Source organism: Bradyrhizobium sp. KBS0727 (assembly GCF_005937885.2).
GTDB lineage: Bacteria > Pseudomonadota > Alphaproteobacteria > Rhizobiales > Xanthobacteraceae > Bradyrhizobium.
On record NZ_CP042176.1, the window covers coordinates 5,217,211 to 5,241,239 of the forward strand.

A 24,029-nucleotide genomic window follows, 5' to 3' on the forward strand; every position below is an offset into this window, starting at 1 on the left:
ACATGCGCTATCCGATTCTGAAAAGCAGCCTGTTGGCCTGCACGATCATCGCAACATCAGCAGCAGCCTGGGCGGGACAGCCGCCCGGCGCGGCCGCCTCCCCCGATATCCCGATCAGCCATCACGACCGCGTCTATGCGGCGGAGCAATTTTCGAACACGGTGTCGGTCACCGACCCCGTCGACAACAAGTTGCTGGGCGTGATCCGGTTGGGCGATCCGCAGCCCGGCAATTTCAGCCCGCTCTACAAGGGCCAAGTGCTGGTGCACGGCATGGGCTACTCGCCCGATCACACAACGCTTGCCATCGTCTCGATCGGGTCGAACTCAGTGAGCTTCATCGACACCGCGACCAACACCGTGAAGCACGTCACCTATGTCGGCCGTTCGCCGCACGAGGCGTTCTTCACGCCCGATGGCAAAGAGGTCTGGATCACCGTGCGCGGCGAGAATTACATCTCCGTCATCGATGCCGCGAGTTTTTCCGAGAAGACGCGCATCGAGGTGCCGGCCGGTCCGGGCATGCAGATATTCTCGCCCGACGGCAAATACGGCTACATCTGCTCGTCCTTCAATCCGGAGACCGTGGTGGTCTCCGTCGCCGACCACGCCATCGTCGCGCGCGTCAAGCAGGAGAGCCCGTTCTGCCCGAACATCGCCGCCACGCCTGACGGCGAGCAGGTGTGGTTCACGCTGAAGGATGTCGGCAAGACGCAGGTGTTCAACGCGCGGCCTCCGTTCAACCCGATCAAGACCATCGACACCGGGCCGATCACCAACCACGTCAACTTCGCGCGCACGCCGAAGGGAACGTTTGCCTATGTCACGATCGGCGGTACCAACGAGATCAAGGTGTTTCGCACCGATGATTTCTCATTAACTGCGACCATTCCGGTCGGCAGCCTTCCGCACGGCATCTGGCCATCCGGTGACGGCACGCGGGTCTATGTCGGCCTCGAAAACGCCGACGCGCTGGCGGCGATCGATACCGCAACCAACAAGGTGGTCGCCAACATCCCGATCGGACAGGCGCCGCAGGCAATCGCCTACGTCCCCAACGCAGCGCCCAATCCGGAGGATCGCCAGAACCTGCAACCCCTCGGTGTCGCCGGCCAGGTCGCGCACCTCTCCCTCGGGCCAAAGACGGAGCCCAAGAGCGGACAGCCGCCGACCAGCGTCTCGCTGTTCGACCAGGGCCTGATTCAGGTGCTGCAGGCGTCGGTGACCGGCCTGCAGCCGAAGCAGCGCTATGTGCTGGCGCTCGCCGAAAAGATCGACGGCAGCGGGGCAGTACAGCCGCTCGCCGCTTTCATGACCAATCCGGCGGGTTCGGCGATCGTCAACGCGGTCGGACCTATCCGGCAGATCGTGCAGAATTCCGCCACAGCCGAGCGGCGATATCTGATCATCGCCCCCGGCGAGCCCGCCAAATTCGGGGAAGCGGTACAGGTGCAGACCCCATGAGCGACATGCTGCGCCAGATCGAGCCGGTGATTCCAGCGTTGCGCCGCTACGCGCGTGCGCTAATGCGCAACCACGCCGCCGCCGACGATCTGGTGCAGGATTGCCTGGAGCGGGCCGTCAGCCATTGGAACCAGCGGCGCGAAGGCGATCCCCGTCCGTGGCTGTTCACGATCCTGCACAATCTGGCGATCAATCAATTCCGCCAAACAAAGACACGCGGCAAGCACATTGCCATCGACGAGGCCAACGAGGATGACTTTGGGCAGGATGCCGTGCAGGAACAGAAACTGATGTACCAGGATGTCCTGGACAGGCTGGCGCGGTTGCCGGAAGACCAGCGCGCCGTGCTGCTTCTGGTCGCGGTGGAAGACCTATCCTATGCCGACGCCGCCCGGGTGCTCGACATTCCCGTCGGCACCGTGATGTCGCGGCTGTCGCGGGCGCGCGAAAGATTGCAGCAGGAAATCGAAGGGACCGCGGACGGCGCGTCGAAAAACGTGGTGCAGTTGCGGAGCATGAAATGACCAATCGACCCATCACGGAAGACGATCTCCACGCCTATGTGGATGGCGTTCTCGAACCTGAGCGGCGAGTAGAAGTCGCGGCCTATCTGGAAGGCCACCCCGATGTCGCCAAACGCATCGCTGGGTTCGCCGATCAGCGTGAGCTGTTGCGCAAGGCGCTGGCGCCGATCGCAGACGAGCCCTTGCCGCCGCAACTCAATCTGTCGCGGATGATCGAGAGCCGGCAGCGACGCCACCTGCCGTTCGGCTGGGCGGTCGCGGCCATGCTGATGCTGAGCATCGGCGGTCTCGGCGGCTGGGTGATGCGTGGCGCCGTGCAAACTTCGTCCGGCGGCCTTGCCGCACTCGCGCAGGAAGCGGCCTACTCCTATCAGGTCTACGCGCCGGATCGCGTCCGGCCGGTCGAGATGCGGGCAACCGATAGCGCGCAACTGGTGCAGTGGGTTTCCAACCGCCTGCATCAGCCGGTGAAACTGCCGGACCTGACCACGTCGGGCTATCGCCTGATGGGAGGCCGTCTGATCGCGACCTCGCACGGCCCCGCGGCCATGTTCATGTACGACGACGACAAGGGCGAACGGCTGGTCGTGTTGACGCGTCCCATGACGACAGACCAGAGCGCGCCGATGGCCCCGCATGCGCAGGACAATGTCGCGGGCTTTGCCTGGGCGGATGGCGGGATGGGCTACAGCCTTGTCGGACAGGTCGCCGCCGAATCCCTCAAGCCGATCGCCAACGAGGTACGCCGGCAGGCGCGCACGATTTAGTGGTTCGACGGCCGTGTGTAGATCAAGAACACGACCGTCCCGACGAACAGCGCCGCCGCCATGTACAACAGCACGGCGGGCAAGCCATAGACCGCCGCGACCATGCCGGTGGTCGATTGCATCAGCGCGGCACCGAGGAAGAACGCCAGGTTGATTGCGGACAGCGCCTTGCCGGTGTTTTGCGCGTCCACCATCTGCCGCGTCATCCCGTACAATAACGGCTGCGCCGATACCGCGATGCCGATCAGCACGAACAGCACGGCATCATATTGCGCCGGCATCACCGCCACCCCGAACAACTCGGACACCGGATAGTGCGGCGCGCCGGCGGCCATCAGCACCAACGTCAGCGCGGCGACAAAATGCGCTGACGCCAGCACCTCGCGCCGATGACCGACATTGCGGTCGAGAATGCCGATCAGCAACGGCCCGACGATCAGCGCCAGCGTGAACAGGCCGAGTTCGTTGCCGGCCTCGATCCGGCTCAGCCCCTTGATCTCCATCAGCCAGGGACCGCCCCATAATCCCCGCAGCACCAGCGAAGCCGCCAGCGACACCAGCGCCACCGCGATCAGGCCGCGCAACTGACGCGACAGGCCGAGCCGGATCACTTCGGTCATTTGCGCGAGCGGCGATGACCGGTCGGCATGCGCGGCCTCTTGTCGCGGCACCAGCGCGAACACGGCAATCGCCACCACGACGCCGAAACCGGCCGAGATCCAGAACCCGGCCCGCCATCCCCAGTGATCGACCACGAAAGCCAGCGGGCTCGACGACAGCAGCATGCCGATGTTGCCGATCGACAGGATCACGCCGGACCACAGCCCGAAGCGCGTCGCGGACATGCGCTTCGCCGCCAGCGTCATCGGGCACATCAGCATGCCCGAAGTCGCCACCCCCAGCAGGAATTGTCCGAACAGAAAGCTCTCCGGTCCCGTCGCCAGGCCGGAAGCCAACGCACCGACAACGGTTCCCATCAACAGGCTCAGCGACACCGGACGGACGCCAAAACGGTCCATCGCGGCGCCGACCGGAATTTGCGAGGCGGCAAAGGCGAAATGATAGATCGAGGTCAGGCTGGCGAGCTTCTGCGGGGAAGTGCCGAAATCGGCCGCCATCACGTCGAGGCTGATGGCCGGGATCGTTCGCAGCAGGGTCGACAGCATGTGACCGCAGGCCAGCGCCAGCAGCGCAAGAACCAGCGCGCGAAAATTGCCGCCTGCATCATCGGCTTTGGCGCCGCCCATGGTCAGTCTCGTCCCGTTTCCTGGGCGGCGTAACATCATTATCGGCCAGGCGCCAATCAGCCCTCCCCTGCGGCTTGATCATGCCAGCCGGGCGAACCATGATGGACCTCATCGGCCGATGCTCTGCTTCGGCCTGTCCAGCGGCACAGAAGACCGCGACCGGGAGAACAACATGCAAATAACAATGAAAGACCGCGTTGCCGTCATCACCGGCGGCAGCAAGGGCCTCGGGCTGGCGATGGCGCGGCGGTTTGCGGAGTCCGGCGCCAAGGTCGCGATCCTGGCGCGCGGCGCACAGGACCTGAAGGCAGCGCGGGAAGAACTCGCCAAGGACGGCCTCGCCGTCCGCGACTATGCCTGCGACGTCTCGAAGGCGTCCGACATTGCGAAGGCCCATGACAAGATCACCGCCGATCTCGGCGGCATCGACATTCTCGTCAACAATGCCGGAACCGCGCGCACCGTGGCGTTCGAGAACATCACCGACGAGGCCTGGCAGGAAGACCTCGACCTCAAACTGTTTGCCGCCATTCGCTTCAGCCGGCTGGTCTGGCCTGGGATGAAGGCCCGCAAATGGGGCCGCATCATCAACGTGCTGAACACGTTTGCGAAGGCGCCGGCGGCGTCCTCGGCGCCGACCTCGGTCTCCCGGGCGGCCGGCATGGCGCTCACCAAGGTGATGGCGAACGAGGGCGGCGAGCACAACATTCTGGTCAATGCGATGCTGGTTGGCCTGATCATGAGCGATCAATGGGTGCAGCGGCACGCCAAACAGGCGCCCGACATGGATTTCGAGGTGTTCGCCCAGGGCCTCGCCAAGGGCACACCATTGGGGCGGATCGGAACATCCGAGGAGTTCGCCAATCTGGCGTGCTTCCTCGCCTCCGATCAGGGCTCGTACATCACCGGCACCGCCATCAATGTCGATGGTGGCCGCTCGCCGGTGGTGTGAGGGCGCGTCTTACCGCCCCCCCAAACAAAAAGGCCCCCGTCACCGGGGGCCTTTTCGCCTTTCTTAAACCGCGTCCTTGGCGGCCTTGACCGGCCTGGCGCGAACGATCTTGCGCGCCGGCTTGGCCTTGAACATCATTTCCTCGCCCGTGAAGGGGTTGGTACCCTTGCGGGCCTTGGTCGCGGGCTTCTTGACCACGACGAACTTTGCGAAGCCGGGAACGAGGAACACGCCGTTCTTCTTGAGTTCCTTGTGACCGACGTCAACCAGCGCTTCCATCACGCCCTTGACTTCCTTCTTCGAAACTTCGGTGGTGGTCGCGATCTTTTCGATCAGCTGCGACTTAGACATTTGGGTAGCCATGTTTGCTCCATTGATTCTGGACGTGCGACGTTATGGCGGAAATTGCCTAAAAAAATAGGGCTTTTGGCATTCTTCACAACTATATCGCCAGTTGACTTAGACTGATTCGCGCTATCTAGCGCGGTTTTTCGTAGTCCAAGGCCTCCAAAACCCCTTTTTTTATGGGGGATGAGACACATTGTCCCCTTTCTGCACTGCGATTTCCGGTCATTTCCCGGTCCGATGACCGGTTGCGGGCGGCCATTGATTCCGATTCCGCGGCAAAAAGCGGCGATGACGTCGCGCGCAATTGCCTGCTTTCACCGCATGTTTTGAATGATTTTCCTCATGCGCACCTGCATTAGAAAATGACTCGCGTTCCCCTTCCATCGTAACATCGCCTTTAAAGGCCGCCGTCGAAAACGGCGCACCACCTGATGTCCCCTTCGGAGAGTTTTCATGGATTTGACGCGTCTTGAGATCAATCGCCGCACCGCGTTGCTGACATCGGCCGCGATCGCCGCCAACGTGATCAATCCGATGCGCGCCTTTGCGCAGGAAACGCCGAAGAAGGGCGGCGTGTTCAACGTTCACTACGGTGCCGAACAGCGCCAACTCAATCCGAGCATCCAGGCTTCCACCGGCGTCTACATCATCGGCGGCAAGATTCAGGAGAACCTCGTCGACCTCGATGCCAGCGGCCAGCCGGTCGGCGTGCTCGCCGAGAGCTGGGAAGCCACCCCCGACGGCAAGACGGTGACCTTCCATTTGCGCAAGGGCGTCACCTGGCACGACGGCAAGCCGTTCACTTCGGCCGACGTCGAATTCACCGCCATGAATATGTGGAAGAAGATCCTCAACTACGGCTCGACGCTGCAGCTGTTCCTGACCGCGGTCGAGACGCCGGATCCGCAGACCGCCGTCTTCAAATACGAGCGGCCGATGCCGCTGAACCTGTTGCTGCGCGCCCTGCCCGACCTCGGCTACATCTCCGCCGAGCATCTCTATGAGAATGGCGACATCCGCCAGAACCCGACCAACCTCGCCCCGGTCGGCACCGGCCCGTTCAAATTCGTCAAGTATGAGCGCGGGCAATATGTCATCGCCGACCGCAACGCCGACTACTGGCGCCCCAACGCGCCCTATCTCGATCGTATCGTCTGGCGCGTGATCACCGATCGCGCCGCGGCCGCAGCCCAGATGGAAGCCGGCGAACTGCACTACAGCCCGTTCTCGGGTCTCACCATCTCGGACATGGCGCGGCTGGCCAAGGACAAGCGCTTCATTGTCTCGACCAAGGGCAATGAAGGCAACGCCCGCACCAATACCATCGAGTTTAATTTCCGCCGCAAGGAATTGTCCGACATCAAGGTGCGCCGCGCCATCGCACATGCGATCAACGTGCCGTTCTTCATCGACAACTTCCTCGGCGATTTCGCCAAGCTCGGCACCGGGCCGATCCCCTCGACCTCGACCGATTTTTATCCCGGCGCCGGCACGCCGCAATACCCCTACGACAGAGCCAAGGCGGCGGCATTGCTCGACGAGGCCGGCTTCAAGGCCGGCTCCGGCGGCACGCGGTTTTCGCTAAAACTGCTTCCGGCGCCATGGGGCGAGGACATCTCGCTGTGGTCGACCTTCATCCAGCAATCGCTGGGCGAGATCGGAATCCCCGTCGAGATCGTGCGCAATGATGGCGGCGGCTTCCTCAAGCAGGTCTATGACGACCACGCCTTCGACCTCGCCACCGGCTGGCATCAGTACCGCAACGACCCCGCGGTCTCGACCACGGTCTGGTATCGCTCCGGCCAGCCGAAGGGCGCGCCGTGGACCAACCAGTGGGGCTGGGAGGACAAGACGGTCGACAAGACCATCGATGACGCCGCCACCGAGGTCGACCCGACCAAGCGCAAGGCGCTCTATGCCGAGTTCGTCAAGGAGGTGAATACGGAACTGCCGGTCTGGATGCCGATCGAGCAGATTTTCGTTACCGTGATCTCGGCGAAAGCGCGCAACCACTCCAATACCCCGCGCTGGGGTTCGGCGAGCTGGCACGATCTTTGGCTTTCCGCCTGACGCCTTATCAGCGAAGATAGGTTTATGCGTATTTTAGGCCTCGCGGGGCGGCGTCTGGCCGCCTCGATTCCGACCCTGTTCCTGATCCTGATCGGCGTGTTCCTGCTGCTGCAGTTCGCGCCGGGCGACACCGTCGACGCCATGATGGCGCAAATGGGTGGCGGCGATGCCGCGACCGCGCGCGAGTTGCGCAAATTTTACGGGCTCGACCTTTCGATTCCCGTGCAGCTCGGCAATTACCTCTGGCGCCTGGTGCGGCTCGATCTCGGCTTCTCCTCGATCTACGGCAAGCCGGTGGCGTCGGTAATCCTGGAGCGGCTGCCGCCGACCATCCTGCTGATGACCGCGTCGCTGTCGTTTGCGTTCTTCTTCGGCCTGCTGTTCGGCGTGATCGCCGCGCGCGGCGTCAATCGCTGGCCGGATACGCTGATCTCCACGCTCGGCCTGATCTTCTACGCGACCCCATCGTTCTGGTTCGGGCTGATGGCGATTGTCGTGTTCTCGATCTATCTGCAATGGCTGCCGGCCGGCGGCTTTCAGGATATCGGCACCGTGCAGGCCGGCATCTGGGGCGTCATCGATATCGCCCGCCACCTGGTGCTGCCGACGCTGACGCTCGGGCTGATCTTTCTAGCGATCTATCTGCGCATCATGCGCGCCTCGATGCTGGAAGTGCTCAACCTGGATTATGTCCGGACCGCGCGCGCAAAAGGCCTCGACGAGACCCGCGTGGTGACCCGGCATGTGCTGCGCAACGCCCTGCTGCCGATGGTGACGCTGATCGGGCTGCAGGCCGGCACCATGCTCGGCGGATCGGTGGTGGTCGAGAGCGTGTTCTCGCTGCCCGGGCTCGGACGTCTCGCCTATGAATCGGTGGTGCAGCGCGACCTCAACACCCTGCTCGGCATCGTCTTTGTTTCCGCCTTGCTCGTCATCGTCGTCAACTTCGCCGTCGACCTGGTCTATGCGCGCCTCGACCCGCGCATCTCGGCCGAGGGCTAGGGTCATGGACGCGATCAAGCGCTATTTCCGAAGTCCAGCCGCGGTCGCCGGCCTGTTCCTGCTTCTGGTGGTGATCGCGATGGCTGTCAGCGCCGGCTTTCTCTACCCGCGCGATCCGCTGGCGCTGGCCGGGCGCCCCCTGATCTGGCCGTTCTCCAATCCGCGCTTTCTGCTCGGCACCGACAATTCGGGGCGGGATATCGCAGCGCAAATTTTCTACGGCGCGCGGATCTCGCTCTTGATCGGCGGCGTCGCCACCGCGATCGCGATCCTGATCGGCATCCTGGTCGGCGCCTTCGCCGGCTATTATGGCGGCTGGGTCGACAACGTCCTGATGCGCATCACCGAAGCGTTCCAGACGCTGCCGAATTTCGTGCTGCTGCTGGTGCTGGTCGCGGTGTTCGGCTCGACCTTGACCACCGTCACCATCGCTGTCGGCGTGGTGTCCTGGCCGGCGCCGGCACGGCTGACCCGCGCCGAATTCCTGTCACTGCGCAACCGCGAATTCGTCCAGGCCGGGCGGACGCTGGGCATGAAGGACGTCCAGTTGATCCTCGGTGAAATCCTGCCCAACGCGCTGCCGCCGGTCATCGTCTATGCCAGCGTCGTGATGGCGGTCGCGATCCTGCTGGAAAGCGCGCTCGCCTTCCTGCGGCTGTCCGATCCCAATGTCGCTTCCTGGGGCAACCTGATCGGGCTCGGCCGCGACGTGCTGCGGGTGCAGTGGTACGTCTCGGCGATCCCCGGCATCGCGATCCTGGTCACGGTGCTGGCGGTGTCGCTGGTCGGCCAGGGCCTCAACGACGCGCTCAATCCGAGGCTGAAGAGCCGATGAGCGACAGCATTCTCTCGATCGAGCATCTCGGCGTGCGTCTCCCCAAAGGCGCCGACCGCAGCCATGCGCTATCGGACGTTTCGCTGTCGATCAAGCCTGACGAAATCCTCTGCGTGGTTGGCGAATCCGGCTCCGGCAAGTCGATGATGGCCAACGCCATCATGCGGCTGCTCCCCAATGAAGTGACGATCGATGGCGGCCGGGTGATGTTCGAGGGCAAGGACCTCGCCTCTGCTACCGTGGCCGAGATGCGCCGGGTGCGCGGCGCCGGCATCGCCATGATCTTCCAGGAGCCGATGACGGCGCTCAATCCGCTCCGCACCATCGGCGACCAGATCGCCGAAATGTTTTCGATCCACACCGAGCTGTCGAAGGCCGAGATCTCGGAGAAGGTGCTGGCGTTGCTCGCCGACGTCCACATTCCCGAGCCTGCGGGCGCCGCAAAAGCCTATCCGCACGAACTGTCGGGCGGCCAGCGCCAGCGCGCCATGATCGCAATGGCGCTGGCGCTCGACCCAAGGCTCTTGATCGCCGACGAGCCGACCACGGCGCTCGACGTCACGACGCAGGCGCAGATATTGAAGCTGATCCGCGAGCTGCAGCAGCGCCGCAAGGCCGCGGTGCTGTTCATCACCCACGATTTCGGCGTCGTCGCCGAGATCGCCGACCGCGTCGTGGTGATGCAGCACGGCGTCATCGTCGAACAAGGCGCGGCCACTGATGTTCTCAACAACCCGCAGCACGCCTACACGAAGCAGCTGATCGCCGCCGTGCCGCCGCTGAAGGCGCCGCCGCCGCGCGCGATTTCGGGCGAGAATATCCTCACCATTTCAGGCGTGTCGAAGACCTACCGCACTGGCGGCTTTCTCGGGCGCGGTGCGCGCGTGACGCCGGCGGTCAGGGACGTCACGCTCCATCTGCCCAGGGGCGCGACGCTCGGGATCGTCGGCGAATCCGGCTCGGGCAAGTCGACGCTGGCGCGCTGCCTCGTGCGATTGATCGATCCAGATAACGGCTCGATCGTGCTCGAAGGCAAGGACTGGGCAAAACTATCGCGTGAAGAAGTCCGGCGCGAGACGCGCCACGTCCAGATGGTGTTTCAGGACCCGTTTGCCTCGCTCAATCCGCGCCGCAAGGCGGCCGAACTGGTGGCGCAAGGACCGATCGTGCACGGCGCGCCGCGGGCGCAGGCGATCGCCGACGCCAGGGAATTGTTCGCGCTGGTCGGGCTCGATCCTTCCGCCGGCGACCGGTTCCCGCACGAATTCTCCGGCGGCCAGCGCCAGCGCATCGGGCTGGCGCGGGCGCTCGCCCTGAAGCCTGATGTGCTGGTCGCGGACGAGCCGGTCTCCGCGCTCGACGTCTCCGTGCAGGCGCAGGTGTTGAAACTGCTCGCTGACTTGCGCCAGCGGCTCGGGCTGTCGATCGTCTTCATCACCCATGATTTGCGCGTCGCCGCCCAGATCTGCGATCTCGTCGCCGTGATGAAGGACGGCGCCGTGGTCGAGCACGGGCTTGCCGGAGACGTATTCGGCAATCCGCAGCATCCTTATACGCAGGCGCTGCTGGCTTCGATTCCCGGCGGCGATTTTACCCGCAAGCGCGACGCGGCCCTGTTGTGATTACGCGATCTCGCGCGCGTCGCGACGCCGGTAGACCAGGAGCATCAGCGGCGCCAGCTTGCGCAGGATGGCGTGCCCCACGATCGGCACCGGCTCGGTGAACGGCAGCGCCAGTTCGCTCTCCGGCACACCACGAACCGCCTTCGACAATTGATCGCCGAGCGCGATTGTCAGCGCTACCGCGCGGCCGTTACAGCCGGTCCAGCCATAGGCGTTGGGCCCGAGGTGGTGGACGCGCGGCAGGAAATCCGTCGTCATGCCGACATAGCCGTTCCAGACATGATCGAACGAGACCTCGCCGATCTGCGGCCACAGCCGCTGCAGCCGTTCCGTTACCCGCGCCTTGATCCGTTCGACCTTGTTGCCGGGACCGATCACAGCGCCGCCGGTGATCAGGCGATTTCGCGCATCATAGCGCGCGAAATAGAGTTCGCCGTGGGTATCCGACAGCGCCTGCCGGCCGGGGATGATGGTCTTGCGAACGTTGTCCGACAACGGTTGCGTCGACATCTGCCAGGACAATACCGGCATCACTTCGCTCGCAATATCAGGCACCAGCGATTTGGAGAACTCGCCGCTATAGGCATTGGTCGCCACCACCAGCGCGCGGCCGGAGATTTCGCCTTTCGCCGTCCGCACGATCCAGCGGTCGTTGCGGCGCGCGAAACTTTCGACCGGCGAGCGCGCGTAGATGCGCGCGCCGAGACCGAGTGCTGCGCGCGCCAGCCCACGGGCCAGCGCCAGCGGATTGACGTGGCCGCCGGTCTTGTTCCAGAAGCCGCCGAACCAGGCGTCCGAGCCTGTCATCTCGCGGACTTCGTCGCGCGACAACAATTCCACCGGCGCACCGAATTTCGACCATTGCCGCACACGACGTTCGGCGATCTTGATGCGGCCGGGTGAGTGCACCGGCTGCACCCAGCCGGCCTGCTCCTGCTCGGCCTCGATATTGTAGCGCCGCGCGACATCGAACAGCGTCGATGCGCTGTCGCGCAGCAGGCCGACGAAGCGCTCGCCGACCGCGCCATGCCGGGCCACGATGTCTTCGGGATCGGGCCGCGACAGCGTCGGGATCACCTGGCCGTTGTTGCGACCTGACGCGCCCCACCCCGGCTCCGCCGCTTCGACGACCGTGACATCGACGCCGGCTTCGCGCAAATGCAGCGCGGTCGAGAGGCCGGTAAAGCCGGCGCCGATCACGATGACGTCGGCTTGCTGCGTGCCTATCAATTCCGGGAGATCGGGCCCCTGCGGCGTCACAGCGGCCCATAGCGAATCGGGCCAGCGGACGTTGGTCGTTTCCATCGTGATCCTTTCTTGCAGGCGACTGATCGTTCTGCTTAGTTTAATCAGCTAATTGATCGTGAGGAAATAACAGAGTGGCACTCAAAAACGTCATCGGTATAGATCACGCCGTCGTCATGGTGAAAGACCTCGACCAGGCAGCAGCCAACTACAAGCGGCTGGGCTTTACCGTGTCGCCGCGCGGCACCCACAGCGCGCATATGGGATCGGGCAATTACACCATCATGTTCGACCCCGACTATATGGAATTGCTCGGCGTCCTCACCCCGACAGAACATAATGCTCCGGCGCGCGCCTATCTCGAAACGCGCGGCGAAGGCATCGAGCGCGTCGCCTTCACCGCGGTGGATTCGGCTGCCGGCGCCGAGGAAATTCGCGCGCGCGGCTATCCGCCGGTTGGACCGACCGACTTCGAGCGGCCGGTGACGATGCCCAACGGCACGATATCGGCGGCCAAATTCCGGACCTTTGAATGGCCGAGGGCGGAGACGCCGGGCGGCATTCGCATCTTCGCTTGCCAGCACAAGACCCGCGAGACGGTGTGGATTCCCGAACTGATGCAGCATGCCAATGGCGCCAGGCGCCTCAAGCAGGTCATCATCGTTTCGCCGGAGCCGGCCAAGGATGCCGCGCATCTGTCCAAAATGGTCGATCGCGACGTACGCAACGAAGCGGATGGCGCGGTCGCAGTGCCCTCAGGCGGAGACCGCGCCGACTTCGTGTTCCTGACCCGCGACCAGCTCGGCAAGCGCTATCCTGATGTCTCGATGGCTGGCCTGCCCGAGCGCGGCGGCGCCGGGCTCGTGATCGCGGCCGATCTTGCCGCCGCCGAGAAGGCGCTGGCTACGACGGGCGTACGCAGCGCCGGCGCCATAGTCGTGCCGCCCGCCTCCGGCAACGGCACCCTGCTCGCCTTCGTCACGGCGTAGGCGTTTCACTTTTATTGCTGCATCCGTTGGCACTGCACACCGGCAACCGCGTCACGCGCGGTTGCCGGAAAAATTGTGCTTGCAGCATTATACCGCACAAGGGGGCTATGCAGACCGTTCGCGAACGCTAGTATTCGCCCAAAACAAGCCGACCCCAGGGAGAGAACAACAATGCACAACCATATCATCTCGCGCCGCAAACTTCTGGCCGGCACCGCCGCCGCGGGCGCGCTCGGCCTCACCGGCTTTCCGGCGCGCGCCGACGTGCAATGGAAGAAATACGCCGGCACCAAGCTCGAGGTCATCCTCGCCAAGGGTCCGCGCGGCGACAATCTGCAGAAGTACATCAAGGAATTCACCGAACTCACCGGCATCCAGGTCGAGTCGGAACAGATCCCCGAGCAGCAGCAGCGCCAGAAAGCCGTGATCGAGCTCGCCTCCGGCAAGCCGAGCTTCGACGTCGTTCACCTCAGCTATCACGTGCAGAAGCGGCAGTTCGAGAAGGCCGGCTGGCTCGCCGATATCTCTGGCTACATGAAGGACCCGAACCTTACCGCGCCCGACTTGGTCGAAAGCGATTTCTCGGCCGCCGGCCTGCAGTACGCCAAGAACGACAAGGGGCAGATGCTGTCGCTGCCGTGGTCGGTCGATTACTTCATCCTCTATTACAACAAGGAGCTGTTCCAGAAGAAGGGCGTCGCGGTGCCCAAGACGCTGGACGAGATGGTCGCGGCCGCCGAAAAGCTCACCGACGCCAAGGACGGCATCTACGGCTTTGTCGGGCGTGGCCTGCGCAACGCCAACATGACGCTGTGGACCAACTTCTTCCTCAACTACGGCGGCGAATTCCTCGACTCCAAAGGCGGCATCCTGACCGACGGTCCCGAGGCGATCGCAGCGACCAAACTCTATCAGACGCTGCTGACCAAGGTCGCACCTCCCGGCGTCGCCGGCTTCAACTGGATGGAGTCGATGGCCTCCTTTACGCAAGGCCGCTCGGCGATGTGGATCGACGGCGTCGGCTGGGCGCCGCCGCTGGAAGACCCGGCCGCCTCGCGCATCGTCGGCAAGGTCGGCTACACCGTGGTGCCGGCCGGACCGAAGGGGCAATATTCGGCGACCTATGGCGACGGCCTCGGCATCGCGTCCGCCAGCAAGAACAAGGAAGCCGCTTATCTGCTGTGCCAATGGGCGGTCTCCAAGACGCAAGGCGCGCGGCTGTTGCAGAGCGGCGGTGGCGTGCCGTTCCGCAACTCGATCCTCAATGACGCGGAAGTGCAGAAGGGCGTCAAGAATCGGGAGTGGCTGCAGTCGGTGATCGATTCCGCCAAGATCAGCAAGCTCGGCCTCCCCGTCGTGATCCCGGTCGCCGAATTCCGCGACCTGGTCGGTGCCGCGCTGACGTCGACGCTGTCGGGCGCCGACCCGGCGACGGAACTAAAGAAGGCGCACGAGCAATTCCGCCCGATCCTGGAGCGCAGCGAGAAAGCGTGAAGGCCATTACAGAAGTCGCTCCGGGCGCGGCAAATGGCGCCGCGCCGGAGCAGGAATTACGGAAGCCGTCATACTGGCCGTTCGTCGTGCCGGCGCTCGTCGTCGTGCTCGCGATCATCATCTTTCCGTGGGTCTTCACGATCTGGATGAGCCTCAACGAATGGAAGGTCGGCTCGCCGACCACCTTCGTCGGCCTCGCCAATTACATGCGGCTGCCGAACGATCCCCGCTTCGTCGAGGCGGTCGGCCACACGATCCTTTACACCGCCTTGTCCGTGGTTTTGCCGCTGATCTTCGGGACGCTGGCGGCGGTCGTGTTCCACCAGAAATTTCCCGGGCGCGGATTCCTGCGCGGGGTCTTCATCATGCCGATGATGGCAACCCCGGTGGCGATCGCGCTGGTCTGGACCATGATGTTTCACCCGCAGCTCGGCGTGCTCAATTATCTGCTGTCGCTGGTCGGCCTGCCGCCGCAGCTCTGGGTATTTCATCCCGGCACCGTAATCCCGTCGCTGGTGCTGGTCGAAACCTGGCAGTGGACGCCGCTGGTGATGTTGATCGTGCTCGGCGGTCTCGCGGCGATCCCGATCGAGCCTTACGAGAGCGCCGAGATCGACGGCGCCAACTTCTGGCAGATGTTCCGCTACATCACACTGCCGCTGATCACACCGTTTTTGTTCATCGCCGGCATGATCCGCATGATCGATGCCGTGAAGAGCTTCGATATCATCTTTGCGATCACGCAAGGCGGGCCCGGCTCGGCGTCGGAGACCATCAACCTGTATCTCTACAGCGTCGCCTTCATCTACTACGACCTCGGCTACGGGTCGGCGATCGCGGTCATCTTCTTTGTCCTGATAATCATCCTGGCCGCGCTGCTGCTGTATCTGCGCCAGCGCACGCTATGGACCGAGATCGGCGGTGGCGCATGAGCCTCCGGCAAATCCTCGGCAAGATCGCGCTGTGGTTTTCGGTGCTCGTCATCGTCTCGCCCGCGATCCTGTTTTTTCTCTGGATGCTGTCACTCTCGCTCAAGTTCGAGGTCGACAACGCCGCCTACCCGCCGGTCTTCATCCCGGAGAATTTCGCCTGGAAGAACTATGCCGACGTACTCGCCTCCAACCGGTTCCTGACCTATTTCGTCAACAGCCTGGTGGTGACGGGCAGCGCGACCGGGCTCGCGATGCTGATCGGCGTACCGGCCGGTTACGGGATCGCGCGCATGGCCGCGCACAAATCGGCGGTCGTGATCCTGATCGCGCGCATCACGCCGGGCCTGTCCTATCTCATTCCCCTGTTCCTGCTGTTCCAGTGGCTCGGATTGCTGGGCACGCTGGTGCCGCAGATCATCATCCATCTGGTGGTGACAGTGCCGATCGTGATCTGGATCATGATCGGCTATTTCGAGACCACGCCGCTGGAGCTCGAGGAAGCCGCATTGATCGACGGCGCCACGCGCTGGCAGGTGTTCCGGCATGTCGCGCTTCCGATCGCCAAACCGGGCCTTGCGGTTGCCTTCATTCTCGCGGTGATCTTCTCCTGGAACAACTTTGTGTTCGGCATCGTGCTGGCGGGCCGGGAGACGCGCACGCTGCCGGTCGCGGTCTACAACATGATTTCGTTCGACCAGTTGAGCTGGGGACCGCTGGCGGCGGCCGCCCTGATCGTGACGTTGCCGGTGCTGTTACTGACGGTATTAGCCCAGCGACAGATCGTCGCCGGGCTAACCGCGGGTGCCGTCAAGGGCGGTTGATAGAGCTCCTTACTCCGCGGGCGCGGCGTGCGGCATGTCCATATGCGAGGTGTAGGGCATGCTGACGCTGGTCCGGCCCAGCGCATAGAGGCCGCCGGCCATGACGAGGTAGGCGAACGCGACGCCCGGTGTGACACCAAGACCGCCGCCGATGCCGACCGCTTCGCCGTGCATGAAGCCGAAATAGGTCATGACCGCGCCGGCCAGCGCGAATGCCGAAGCCTTGAGGAAATCACGTTCGATCACGAACACGCCGATCGCGCCGAGGATCAGCCCGGCGAGGATTGAGCCGCCGCCCATCACGTCGAGACCGTGATAGAGCACGCCCTGCTGCGGCAATGAGGCGATCGCCGCAGACTTGACCGCGCCGACCTTGTCGGCGGCCAGCCCGCCGACGCTCTGCGCGGCATTCATCGTCGCACCGAGCATGGTGTCGATCTGCAGCTTGGCCCAGGCCGCCAGATGCGGCGTCAGCGCCAGCACGACCGCCGGCGCGTGCTTGACCGGCGTGGTCTGGAACGCCTGCGCGCCGATCAGCATGCCGATATAGAGCAGGATCGGCGAGATTGCGACCACAGGCACCAGCGCCAGCAGCACCGAGATGATGCCGAACCAGGACAGGATCACCACCATCAGGCCGGTCGCGGCGGAATAGCCGATCCGGCCGCCCATCGCCTTCCAGCCGGGATGGCCGATATAGACCGCGTTGATGAAGGGATTGCCCATCAGGCAGCCGATCAGGCTGACGACGCCGTCGGCGGTCAGCACCCGCGTGGTCGGATATTCGTCGCCGGCGGCTTCCGCGCTCTCGACGTTATCCATGGCCTCGACGAGGTCGTAGATGCCGAACGGGATCGCGGTGACCAGGATGACGCCGAGGAATTCGAAGCCGGAGAATACCTGGCCGACGGCCGGCAGCGGCACCGAGAAGCCGAAGCTGGCAAAGGCGTCGCCGAGACCCTTCACGCTGAGACCGCCGAGTCCGAGACCGAACAGGTTCGAGCCCCAGGCGATGATCATGCCGACCGCGATCGCGACCAGGCCTGCCGGAATGTTCTTCCAGTATTTCACGCCGCCGAACCAACTCACCAGGATGATGGCAAAGCACACCAGGCCGATCTGCGGCGTCATGAACATTTCGAGCGCCGGCCGCATCGAGATGAAGGTGATGGAAACGCCGGCGAGCGTGCCGAGCAGCGCCGCGCGCGGCGTGATTTTTCGGATATACGGCGCGATGAAGCCGCCGATCATCAGGATGAAGCTCTGGAAGAACACCCAGACCAGGCCGGCGGACCAGCCCTTCATGGGATCACCGGTCTTGATCGTGATCGGCAGCATGATCACGAAGGTGACGATGAACATGTGCGGCACGGAAACGCCCGACGGCAGCGCGCAGACGTCGGTGCGGCCGGTCTTCTGCGCCAGTTTGTAGGCGAGGAAGGCGTAATAGAAGGTCGAGAGGCACATCATCAGGCCGAGCGCCGGCAGGATGCGGCCGAACACGAGTGTATCAGGCATTTTCAGCACGAACCGCAACAGGCCGGTCAACACCAGCATGTTGACGAGAATGTTGGTGCCGAAGCCAAAGAATGCGTTCCAGTCGCCCGGCGTCCACAACACCGGTTTGAAATCGAATTTGCCTGCCGTCTCCGTCGTGCTCGTGCTCATCGTGATGCCCCCGCTGCTGCTGTTTTTGAAGTCTCCGGTGAAAGTGCCTCCAGTACCGCGGCTGAGTCGGAGACCCAGCCGAAGATTCCGCCCTGGGCCTTGATCATCTTCAGGCCCATCTCGTGAAACTCGGGGAAATAGGATGCGCAGCCGTCGGCCAGCACGACGCAGCGATAGCCGCGGTCATTGGCCTCGCGCACCGTGGTGTTGACGCAGACCTCGGTGGTGACGCCGCACACCAGCAGGTTCTCGATGCCGTATTGCTGCAGCACGTCTCCGAGTTCGGTGGCGTAGAACGCGCCCTTGCCCGGCTTGTCGATCACCACCTCATTGTCGAGCGGATAGAGCTCGGGAATGATGTCGTGGCCGGCCTCGCCGCGAATGAGAATGCGCCCCATCGGGCCGGGATCGCCGATACGCAACGACGGCGCGCCGCGTTCGATCTTGGCCGGTGGCGCATCCGACAGATCGGGCAGATGACCCTCGCGGGTGTGCACGACCAGCATGCCGATGTCGCGGGCCGCTTCCAGCACGGATGCGATCGGCTTCACCGCGCGCGCGAGCTGCGAGACGTCGTTGCCGAGCGTTTCACCGAAGCCGCCGGGCTCCATGAAATCGCGCTGCATGTCGATGATGAGAAGTGCTGTCGCGGCGAAGTCGAGCGTGATCGGCTCCGGCTCCGCGGCGACCGTGCCTGAGAGTGGACCCGCCGATAGTGAACCCGTCGACAGTGAACCCTTGGAGTTCGCCATGATGCACACGCCCCGAACGAGAGTACCCGGAGCTAGCTAAGCAAGGCGCGTGCCATTGTGTACAATGCCGGTGCGGCGTCGCTCGAAAGCGAATCCGTCGTATTTTCAATTCATTGCGTGAGGCGCATGTCTCTGCTCATTCTCTGTGCGAAGCTTTCGCCGCGTGCATTTGCTCAAGTGCTGAGCGATAATTTCATTGCACTCGATTTACGCAACACCTCGTGACCCCTGTCTTTCTACGGAGCAAAGCGACCGAAGCATGCATCAGCCGGACTGAAGCAAGACTCCGATCGCCCAGTTTCGCCGGCAGTCCGAAAGGCCTCAGACGGTGCCGACGATACCCTCGACGAGATAGTCGGTGGTCTCCAGCGACGGATCATAGAGAGGCGTGTCCTTGCTGGTGATGACCTTGCCGGTGTTGCTCTTGACGGTGCCGGTGAAGATCGGCTTGCCGCCCTTGAGCTCGGCGATCGCCGCCATCGCGGCGTTCTTGCCCGCCTCGCTGCAGCCGGCACCGAACGGCGAGCTTTGCACCATGTCCTTGTCGTAGCCGCCGATCACCATGTTGGGCAGCTTCTCGCCCTTGCCGATCATGCCGGCAAACTGCGTATAGATCGTTCCCCATTTCAGTTCGGCGCCGGTAATGAAGCCCTTCGGGGCCAGATCGGCCTGGTTGGCGTTGTGGCCGCAACTCTTGACGCCGCGCTTTTCAGCGGTCTCGATCACCACCTTGGGGCTGTCGATGTGGCAGGCGATGACGTCGCAGCCGGCATCGACCAGCGCGTTGGCCGCTTCCGCCTCGCGCACTGGCAGCGCCCAGTCGCCGGTGACGATGAGTTGCACGGTGACAGTGGGATTGACCTTGCGCGCACCCAGCATGAAGGAGTTGACGTTGCGCAGCACCAGCGGAATCGGCTTGGCCGCGATGTAGCCGATCTTGTTCGACTTGGTCGAAAGCCCGGCGGCGATGCCGTTCACATAGTGGCCCTGGTCCAGATAGCAGAAATAGCCGCCAGCGTTGGTCGGATCCCTGCCCTCTTTCCACAGCGAGGTTGGATGGCGGAATTCGATCTTGGGATATTTTCTGGCTTCGTCGACCATGAACGGGTTGAAGTAGCCGAACGACGTCGGAAACAGCAACGTCGCACCGTCGATGTTGATCATCGACTCCATCGTCTTCGCCACCGCCACGGTTTCAGGCACGCTCTCCTCTTCGACGACCTTGACGCCGGGGATTTCCCGCAGCGCCTTGGCCCCGACCGCATGCGCCTGGTTCCAGCCATAGTCCTGGCGAGAGCCGACATAGATAATGCCGACGGTGATGCCGGCCGCAGCCGCCGGCCCGCCGAGACCCGACAGCACGAACGGACTGGCGGCGGCGCCGAGCAGCGAACGGCGTGAGATCGAATATCTGGTCATATACATACTCCCTCAATGCCGAAGCCCCATCGGCGTGGCGTGAATGCTGGAATAGATGTCGTCGTTGCGGCCGTCATTGCGACACCCGCATCTTGCGTTTCGGCAACCGCGCCACTTTTGGCGAGTTTGTGGCTTCCAGGTTTTCGGCATAGCGCGAGAGCACCGCGCCAAGATCGAATTGCGCGTCGCGGCCTTCGTCCGACAGCGCGCGATGCGCGACCAGGCCGAGGTGATGCTCCATCACGGATGTGGCGGCATCCGCGTTGCGCCCGCGCAAGGCGGCCACAATCTCGCGATGCTCCTTGACGGAACAGTCGGCGGAATGCGGCCGGCCATATAGCGCCAGGATCAGCGAACAGCGCGACACCACCTCACCGAGATAGCGGCGCAACAGCCGGTTACCCGACAAATCCGCGAGCTTGACGTGGAATTCACCGGCGAGCCGGCCGGACACCCGCGTGTCGCCGGCCTTGCGGGCGGCCTCTTCTTCACGGACATGGCCCTCGAGTTCGGCGCCGAATTCCGGTCTCCAGCGCTCGATCACCAGCCGGACGACATCGCGTTCGAGCAGACGCCGAACCTCGAACACCTCCCTCGCTTCCTCCAGTGTGGGCTTCGCCGTGGTCGCCGTGCGTCGCGGCGGCGCATCGACCAGGCCTTCGGACTGCAACTGCGCCAACGCCGCACGCACCAGCGTGCGGCTCATCGCGAACCGTTTTCCGAGTTCATCCTCGGGCAATTTGGTGCCAGGCGGCAGCGCCTGCTCGATGATCGCCTGACGCAATGCTTGACAGGCCAGATCGGCGCGAGTGGATTTCTTGCTCATCCGGGATCTCGTTGCGAAGTCTGAGCGACAGGGGCGCTCAACATTCCGCATACGATAATCCAGCATCTCGTACACAAGATGCGGCAATTTTGTTCGATGCGCTGGAATTTCGGGCAGCACGCCGCACAAAGTTTGCGCTTCGAAGTGCGCTGCAAATGGCGCTATTCTCATCAATGAGCGATGGCGACCATACTTTTCCGCGCGACTGATGAACCTCGGACGCGCGGCAGCGAAGCCGTCCATCGCAATCAATTCGGCAATTCCTGTATACAGGATTTGCCATCTTACGACCTTTCGAAAGGACGCGTTCATGGCCGAGACGGTCGTCAAACTGCGGTTGAACCAGCAGCAACTCGAACTGATGGACCGCACCATCGCGCAAGGCGTGGCGCCCGATCGCGTGGCCCTGGTTCGCCTGGCGCTGCGCGAATACGCCGCCGCCCGCAAGGCGGAGACTTCGCGATGAGTTTGCGGCAGGTGATTTCCGAATTCGTGCTGGAGCCCGGTACCGGCAAGGCCATCGAACTGCTCAAGGGGCAAATCCTGCGCATCGAACAGGTCGAAGGCGGCCAGTGCGCCGACTTCAACGCCTTCAACCTGCATGACTACAAGGAGTTCATGCATTGCGGCCGTACCCGCACCGTGCACGGCTTTCACCCGACCAAAGGCACCTTCATGTGGTCGGCGCCGCCGCGCGAGCGCGCGATGCTCTATATTCTCGAGGACACCGTCGGCCGCAACGACGTTCTGTTCCCGCGCTGTAGCGCCTATGTCTACGAGGCGTCCTACGGCTTCGCCGTGCACACCAATTGCCACGACATCCAGGCCGAAGCGCAGCGCGAATACGGGCTGACGCCAGATGACGTGCACGATTCCTTCAACCTGTTCATGTGCACCGGCGTCGACGACGACGGCCATGCCTTCATGACACGACAAACCACCAAAGCCGGCGACCATGTCGACCTGCTGGCGCTGATGGACGTGCTCGCGGTGCCCAATGTGTGCGGCGCCGACGTGATGAAGACCAGCAATTTCGCGCTGAAACCGCTGAAGCTGACGGTGTTCGCCGCCACCGCGGCCGATATCGCGGCGGTACCGAAGACGCCTGTCCTGGCCAGCCAGCGCACGCCGAAGGATTTCAGGAACTCCACCATCAAGACCGACCGGCCGCTGCGACGCGATCCCGCCTACAGAGCGGAATTCCCCAACACGCCGATCGTCGTTACAGAGCTGCCGATCGCGCTCAGTCCGGACGAACTCGCTTTGTTCAACGCCGTGAAACGCACCGACATTTATGGCGGCGACGATGCCGCCGCCTTGCGCGACCTGCTGTTCTCCTGGTGGGAAGAGCGTTTCCTGCTGGCTCATGCCGGCGCGCCTGCGATCGAGAAAGCACGAGGGAGCACGACATGAACGGACTTGGCGGCCTCAACAAATCCCCCGATGGCGTCGTCATCGGGCTGGTTCAATTGCAATTGCCCGTGGTCGTGACCCGGGCCGACCTGGCGCGGCAGACCGAGCGCATCGTCACTATGGTCGGCAAGGCGCGGCGCAATCTTTCCACCATGGACCTGGTGGTGTTTCCGGAATACGCGCTGCACGGCCTGTCGATGGACACCAACCCCGAGATCATGTGCCGGCTCGACGGCCCGGAGGTCGCAGCTTTCAAGCGCGCCTGCATCGACAACAATATCTGGGGCTGCTTCTCCATCATGGAATTCAACCCGGACGGCAATCCCTATAATTCCGGATTGATCATCGACGATAGCGGCGAGATCAAACTGTATTACCGGAAATTCCATCCCTGGATTCCGGTCGAGCCGTGGGAGCCCGGCGATGTCGGCATTCCCGTGATTGAAGGCCCGAAGGGCGCCAAGCTCGCGCTGATCATCTGCCATGACGGCATGTTCCCGGAGATGGCGCGCGAATGCGCCTACAAGGGCGCCGAGATCATGATCCGCACCGCCGGTTACACCGCGCCAATTCGCGAAAGCTGGCGCTTCACCAACCAGGCCAATGCGTTCCAGAACCTGATGGTGACCGCCAATGTCTGCATGTGCGGCTCCGATGGTTCGTTCGATTCCATGGGCGAAGGCATGATCGTGAATTTCGACGGCTCCATCATCGCCCACGGCACCACCGGCCGCGCCGACGAGATCATCACCGCCGAGGTCCGCCCCGACCTGGTGCGCGAAGCGCGGATCCACTGGGGCGTCGAGAACAACATCTATCAGCTCTGGCATCGCGGCTACGTCGCGGTGAAGGGCGGCGCGATGGATTGTCCCTACACTTTCATGCAGGACATGGTCGCCGGCACCTTCCGCCTGCCGTGGGAAGACCAGGTAAAGATCACCGACGGCACCTCGTGCGGTTTTCCGGCGCCGACCCGGATGTTCGGCAAGACCGCGAAGGCGGCGGAGTGAGGGATTGCTTGTAGCCCGGATGAGCGAAGCGATATCCGGGGTGATGTGAGGGCGACCCCGGATGTCGCTTCGCTCATCCGGGCTACGAACCTTATCGTCATTGCGAGCGCAGCGAAGCAATCCATTCTTTTCTTTCGTCGGCAAGATGGATTGCTTCGCTGCGCTCGCAATGACGTTGTGAGACATGCGCTCTTGATCTCGCGGCGCAATGCGCCCGGAGTTTTGCATTTCGTTTGCCCTCGAAATACAGAGGGCGCAGGGAAGACCGGGTGCGCGCCGCACCCGCGGTCTTGCGTGCAAGATGCATACGAATAGGCGCACGCAAGCATACAGGTTTGGCGGAGGCATCCAGCCTTCCCTGCGCAATGGCTTTACGGCTTATACGATTTCGTCCTGGTGACCGGCTTTTTTGCCACCATCATCGACGTCGGCTTTCGCTTCCGCCAACTTGACGCCAGCACCGGGGCGTCGGACCCACACGATTTCACCGTACGCAATGACCACGCTCGTCAGTCGCAGCCTTCGCGTCCACCGCTCCCTGCCCCTCGTTTGCGACGATGGCCTACGCCCCTCCTGTGGGACAGGATGCGCGGAGTTAAACGTCTGATTTGCCCGACAAGGCCAGCGAAA

At 63.4% G+C, this 24,029-nt stretch carries 22 protein-coding genes; 15 read left to right on the top strand and 7 right to left on the bottom strand.

The annotated features are described in order from the left end of the window. Positions 1-2: 2 nt before the first annotated feature. From FFI89_RS24485 to FFI89_RS24495, 3 genes are read left to right on the top strand one after another with little or no spacing between them, the layout of a single operon-like run. A complete protein-coding gene (locus FFI89_RS24485) occupies positions 3-1,463 on the top strand; it encodes a YncE family protein (RefSeq protein ID WP_138830154.1) in 1,461 nt (486 codons plus the stop codon). After that, a complete protein-coding gene (locus FFI89_RS24490) occupies positions 1,460-1,987 on the top strand; it encodes an RNA polymerase sigma factor (protein WP_138830155.1) in 528 nt (175 codons plus the stop codon). The genes FFI89_RS24485 and FFI89_RS24490 overlap by 4 nt, the downstream gene beginning before the upstream one ends. Beyond that, positions 1,984-2,754: an anti-sigma factor gene (locus tag FFI89_RS24495; protein ID WP_138830156.1), complete on the top strand. Its 771-nt coding sequence runs from the start codon at positions 1,984-1,986 to the stop codon at positions 2,752-2,754. The genes FFI89_RS24490 and FFI89_RS24495 overlap by 4 nt, the downstream gene beginning before the upstream one ends. Here the strand turns inward: FFI89_RS24495 and FFI89_RS24500 are convergent. Continuing rightward, complete coding sequence (locus FFI89_RS24500; protein WP_138830157.1) at positions 2,751-4,001, bottom strand: MFS transporter; 1,251 nt, start codon at positions 3,999-4,001, stop codon at positions 2,751-2,753. The genes FFI89_RS24495 and FFI89_RS24500 overlap by 4 nt on opposite strands. Before the next feature lie 172 nt (positions 4,002-4,173). Here FFI89_RS24500 and FFI89_RS24505 point away from each other — a divergent pair, with 172 nt between their 5' ends. After that, a complete protein-coding gene (locus FFI89_RS24505) occupies positions 4,174-4,953 on the top strand; it encodes an SDR family oxidoreductase (RefSeq protein WP_138830158.1) in 780 nt (259 codons plus the stop codon). A 63-nt stretch (positions 4,954-5,016) separates the two neighbouring features. Here the strand turns inward: FFI89_RS24505 and FFI89_RS24510 are convergent, their stop codons facing one another. Then, positions 5,017-5,316, bottom strand: coding sequence for an HU family DNA-binding protein (locus FFI89_RS24510; protein WP_027536409.1), 300 nt, complete (start codon positions 5,314-5,316; stop codon positions 5,017-5,019). Between the two features lie 438 nt (positions 5,317-5,754). Between FFI89_RS24510 and FFI89_RS24515 the strand changes: the two genes are divergently transcribed. Genes FFI89_RS24515 through FFI89_RS24530 form a run of 4 tightly spaced genes read left to right on the top strand, consistent with a single transcriptional unit; the run spans position 5,755 to position 10,830 of the window. Then, positions 5,755-7,371 (top strand): ABC transporter substrate-binding protein, encoded by a 1,617-nt coding sequence (locus FFI89_RS24515; RefSeq protein WP_138830159.1) that lies wholly within the window; start codon positions 5,755-5,757, stop codon positions 7,369-7,371. Between the two features lie 24 nt (positions 7,372-7,395). Beyond that, entirely contained in the window at positions 7,396-8,373 is a 978-nt protein-coding gene (locus tag FFI89_RS24520) for an ABC transporter permease (RefSeq protein ID WP_138830160.1), read from the top strand. 4 nt (positions 8,374-8,377) lie between these two features. Then, on the top strand, positions 8,378-9,208 hold the full coding sequence (locus tag FFI89_RS24525; RefSeq protein ID WP_074825908.1) for an ABC transporter permease: 831 nt from the start codon (positions 8,378-8,380) through the stop codon (positions 9,206-9,208). Continuing rightward, complete coding sequence (locus FFI89_RS24530) at positions 9,205-10,830, top strand: ABC transporter ATP-binding protein (RefSeq protein ID WP_138830161.1); 1,626 nt, start codon at positions 9,205-9,207, stop codon at positions 10,828-10,830. Before FFI89_RS24525 ends, FFI89_RS24530 begins: the two co-directional genes overlap by 4 nt. Here the strand turns inward: FFI89_RS24530 and FFI89_RS24535 are convergent, their stop codons facing one another. Next, positions 10,831-12,135 carry an FAD-binding oxidoreductase gene (locus FFI89_RS24535; protein ID WP_138830162.1) on the bottom strand — a complete coding sequence of 435 codons (1,305 nt, stop codon included), beginning with the start codon at positions 12,133-12,135 and terminating at the stop codon, positions 10,831-10,833. Positions 12,136-12,209: 74 nt separating this feature from the next. Between FFI89_RS24535 and FFI89_RS24540 the strand changes: the two genes are divergently transcribed. The 4 genes from FFI89_RS24540 to FFI89_RS24555 all read left to right on the top strand — a co-directional run bounded on the left by FFI89_RS24540 (position 12,210) and on the right by FFI89_RS24555 (position 16,311). After that, positions 12,210-13,064, top strand: a complete 855-nt coding sequence (locus tag FFI89_RS24540) for a VOC family protein (RefSeq protein ID WP_138830163.1) — start codon at positions 12,210-12,212, stop codon at positions 13,062-13,064. 171 nt (positions 13,065-13,235) lie between these two features. After that, a complete protein-coding gene (locus tag FFI89_RS24545; protein WP_138830164.1) occupies positions 13,236-14,558 on the top strand; it encodes a sugar ABC transporter substrate-binding protein in 1,323 nt (440 codons plus the stop codon). Continuing rightward, on the top strand, positions 14,555-15,490 hold the full coding sequence (locus tag FFI89_RS24550) for a carbohydrate ABC transporter permease (RefSeq protein WP_138830165.1): 936 nt from the start codon (positions 14,555-14,557) through the stop codon (positions 15,488-15,490). Before FFI89_RS24545 ends, FFI89_RS24550 begins: the two co-directional genes overlap by 4 nt. Further along, positions 15,487-16,311 carry a carbohydrate ABC transporter permease gene (locus FFI89_RS24555; RefSeq protein ID WP_168213026.1) on the top strand — a complete coding sequence of 275 codons (825 nt, stop codon included), beginning with the start codon at positions 15,487-15,489 and terminating at the stop codon, positions 16,309-16,311. Before FFI89_RS24550 ends, FFI89_RS24555 begins: the two co-directional genes overlap by 4 nt. Before the next feature lie 9 nt (positions 16,312-16,320). Here FFI89_RS24555 and FFI89_RS24560 read toward each other — a convergent pair whose 3' ends face one another. The 4 genes from FFI89_RS24560 to FFI89_RS24575 all read right to left on the bottom strand — a co-directional run bounded on the left by FFI89_RS24560 (position 16,321) and on the right by FFI89_RS24575 (position 20,976). Then, positions 16,321-17,979, bottom strand: coding sequence for a regulator (locus FFI89_RS24560; protein WP_138830167.1), 1,659 nt, complete (start codon positions 17,977-17,979; stop codon positions 16,321-16,323). Next, positions 17,976-18,731 carry a cysteine hydrolase family protein gene (locus FFI89_RS24565; RefSeq protein ID WP_246669242.1) on the bottom strand — a complete coding sequence of 252 codons (756 nt, stop codon included), beginning with the start codon at positions 18,729-18,731 and terminating at the stop codon, positions 17,976-17,978. The genes FFI89_RS24560 and FFI89_RS24565 overlap by 4 nt, the downstream gene beginning before the upstream one ends. A 321-nt stretch (positions 18,732-19,052) precedes the next feature. Next, a complete protein-coding gene (locus FFI89_RS24570) occupies positions 19,053-20,150 on the bottom strand; it encodes a BMP family ABC transporter substrate-binding protein (protein ID WP_138830168.1) in 1,098 nt (365 codons plus the stop codon). A 73-nt stretch (positions 20,151-20,223) separates the two neighbouring features. Next, the gene (locus tag FFI89_RS24575; RefSeq protein ID WP_138830169.1) at positions 20,224-20,976 is read right to left on the bottom strand and encodes a GntR family transcriptional regulator; all 753 of its coding nucleotides are present in this window, start codon (positions 20,974-20,976) and stop codon (positions 20,224-20,226) included. 310 nt (positions 20,977-21,286) lie between these two features. Here FFI89_RS24575 and FFI89_RS34555 point away from each other — a divergent pair, with 310 nt between their 5' ends. From FFI89_RS34555 to FFI89_RS24585, 3 genes are read left to right on the top strand one after another with little or no spacing between them, the layout of a single operon-like run. Continuing rightward, positions 21,287-21,442 (top strand): hypothetical protein, encoded by a 156-nt coding sequence (locus tag FFI89_RS34555; protein WP_168213027.1) that lies wholly within the window; start codon positions 21,287-21,289, stop codon positions 21,440-21,442. After that, the gene (locus FFI89_RS24580) at positions 21,439-22,389 is read left to right on the top strand and encodes a DUF1989 domain-containing protein (RefSeq protein ID WP_168213028.1); all 951 of its coding nucleotides are present in this window, start codon (positions 21,439-21,441) and stop codon (positions 22,387-22,389) included. The genes FFI89_RS34555 and FFI89_RS24580 overlap by 4 nt, the downstream gene beginning before the upstream one ends. Next, a complete protein-coding gene (locus FFI89_RS24585; RefSeq protein ID WP_138830171.1) occupies positions 22,386-23,399 on the top strand; it encodes a formamidase in 1,014 nt (337 codons plus the stop codon). Before FFI89_RS24580 ends, FFI89_RS24585 begins: the two co-directional genes overlap by 4 nt. The last annotated feature ends 630 nt before the right edge of the window (positions 23,400-24,029 follow it).

Bases quoted from the DNA above. Each gene is read 5' to 3' on its own strand.
- FFI89_RS24485 (WP_138830154.1), top strand. From the start codon at position 3: ATGCGCTATCCGATTCTGAAAAGCAGCCTGTTGGCCTGCACGATCATC.
- FFI89_RS24490 (WP_138830155.1), top strand. From the start codon at position 1,460: ATGAGCGACATGCTGCGCCAGATCGAGCCGGTGATTCCAGCGTTGCGC.
- FFI89_RS24495 (WP_138830156.1), top strand. From the start codon at position 1,984: ATGACCAATCGACCCATCACGGAAGACGATCTCCACGCCTATGTGGAT.
- FFI89_RS24500 (WP_138830157.1), bottom strand. From the start codon at position 4,001: ATGGGCGGCGCCAAAGCCGATGATGCAGGCGGCAATTTTCGCGCGCTG.
- FFI89_RS24505 (WP_138830158.1), top strand. From the start codon at position 4,174: ATGCAAATAACAATGAAAGACCGCGTTGCCGTCATCACCGGCGGCAGC.
- FFI89_RS24510 (WP_027536409.1), bottom strand. From the start codon at position 5,316: ATGGCTACCCAAATGTCTAAGTCGCAGCTGATCGAAAAGATCGCGACC.
- FFI89_RS24515 (WP_138830159.1), top strand. From the start codon at position 5,755: ATGGATTTGACGCGTCTTGAGATCAATCGCCGCACCGCGTTGCTGACA.
- FFI89_RS24520 (WP_138830160.1), top strand. From the start codon at position 7,396: ATGCGTATTTTAGGCCTCGCGGGGCGGCGTCTGGCCGCCTCGATTCCG.
- FFI89_RS24525 (WP_074825908.1), top strand. From the start codon at position 8,378: ATGGACGCGATCAAGCGCTATTTCCGAAGTCCAGCCGCGGTCGCCGGC.
- FFI89_RS24530 (WP_138830161.1), top strand. From the start codon at position 9,205: ATGAGCGACAGCATTCTCTCGATCGAGCATCTCGGCGTGCGTCTCCCC.
- FFI89_RS24535 (WP_138830162.1), bottom strand. From the start codon at position 12,135: ATGGAAACGACCAACGTCCGCTGGCCCGATTCGCTATGGGCCGCTGTG.
- FFI89_RS24545 (WP_138830164.1), top strand. From the start codon at position 13,236: ATGCACAACCATATCATCTCGCGCCGCAAACTTCTGGCCGGCACCGCC.
- FFI89_RS24555 (WP_168213026.1), top strand. From the start codon at position 15,487: ATGAGCCTCCGGCAAATCCTCGGCAAGATCGCGCTGTGGTTTTCGGTG.
- FFI89_RS24560 (WP_138830167.1), bottom strand. From the start codon at position 17,979: ATGAGCACGAGCACGACGGAGACGGCAGGCAAATTCGATTTCAAACCG.
- FFI89_RS24565 (WP_246669242.1), bottom strand. From the start codon at position 18,731: ATGGCGAACTCCAAGGGTTCACTGTCGACGGGTTCACTATCGGCGGGT.
- FFI89_RS24570 (WP_138830168.1), bottom strand. From the start codon at position 20,150: ATGACCAGATATTCGATCTCACGCCGTTCGCTGCTCGGCGCCGCCGCC.
- FFI89_RS24575 (WP_138830169.1), bottom strand. From the start codon at position 20,976: ATGAGCAAGAAATCCACTCGCGCCGATCTGGCCTGTCAAGCATTGCGT.
- FFI89_RS34555 (WP_168213027.1), top strand. From the start codon at position 21,287: ATGGCCGAGACGGTCGTCAAACTGCGGTTGAACCAGCAGCAACTCGAA.
- FFI89_RS24580 (WP_168213028.1), top strand. From the start codon at position 21,439: ATGAGTTTGCGGCAGGTGATTTCCGAATTCGTGCTGGAGCCCGGTACC.
- FFI89_RS24585 (WP_138830171.1), top strand. From the start codon at position 22,386: ATGAACGGACTTGGCGGCCTCAACAAATCCCCCGATGGCGTCGTCATC.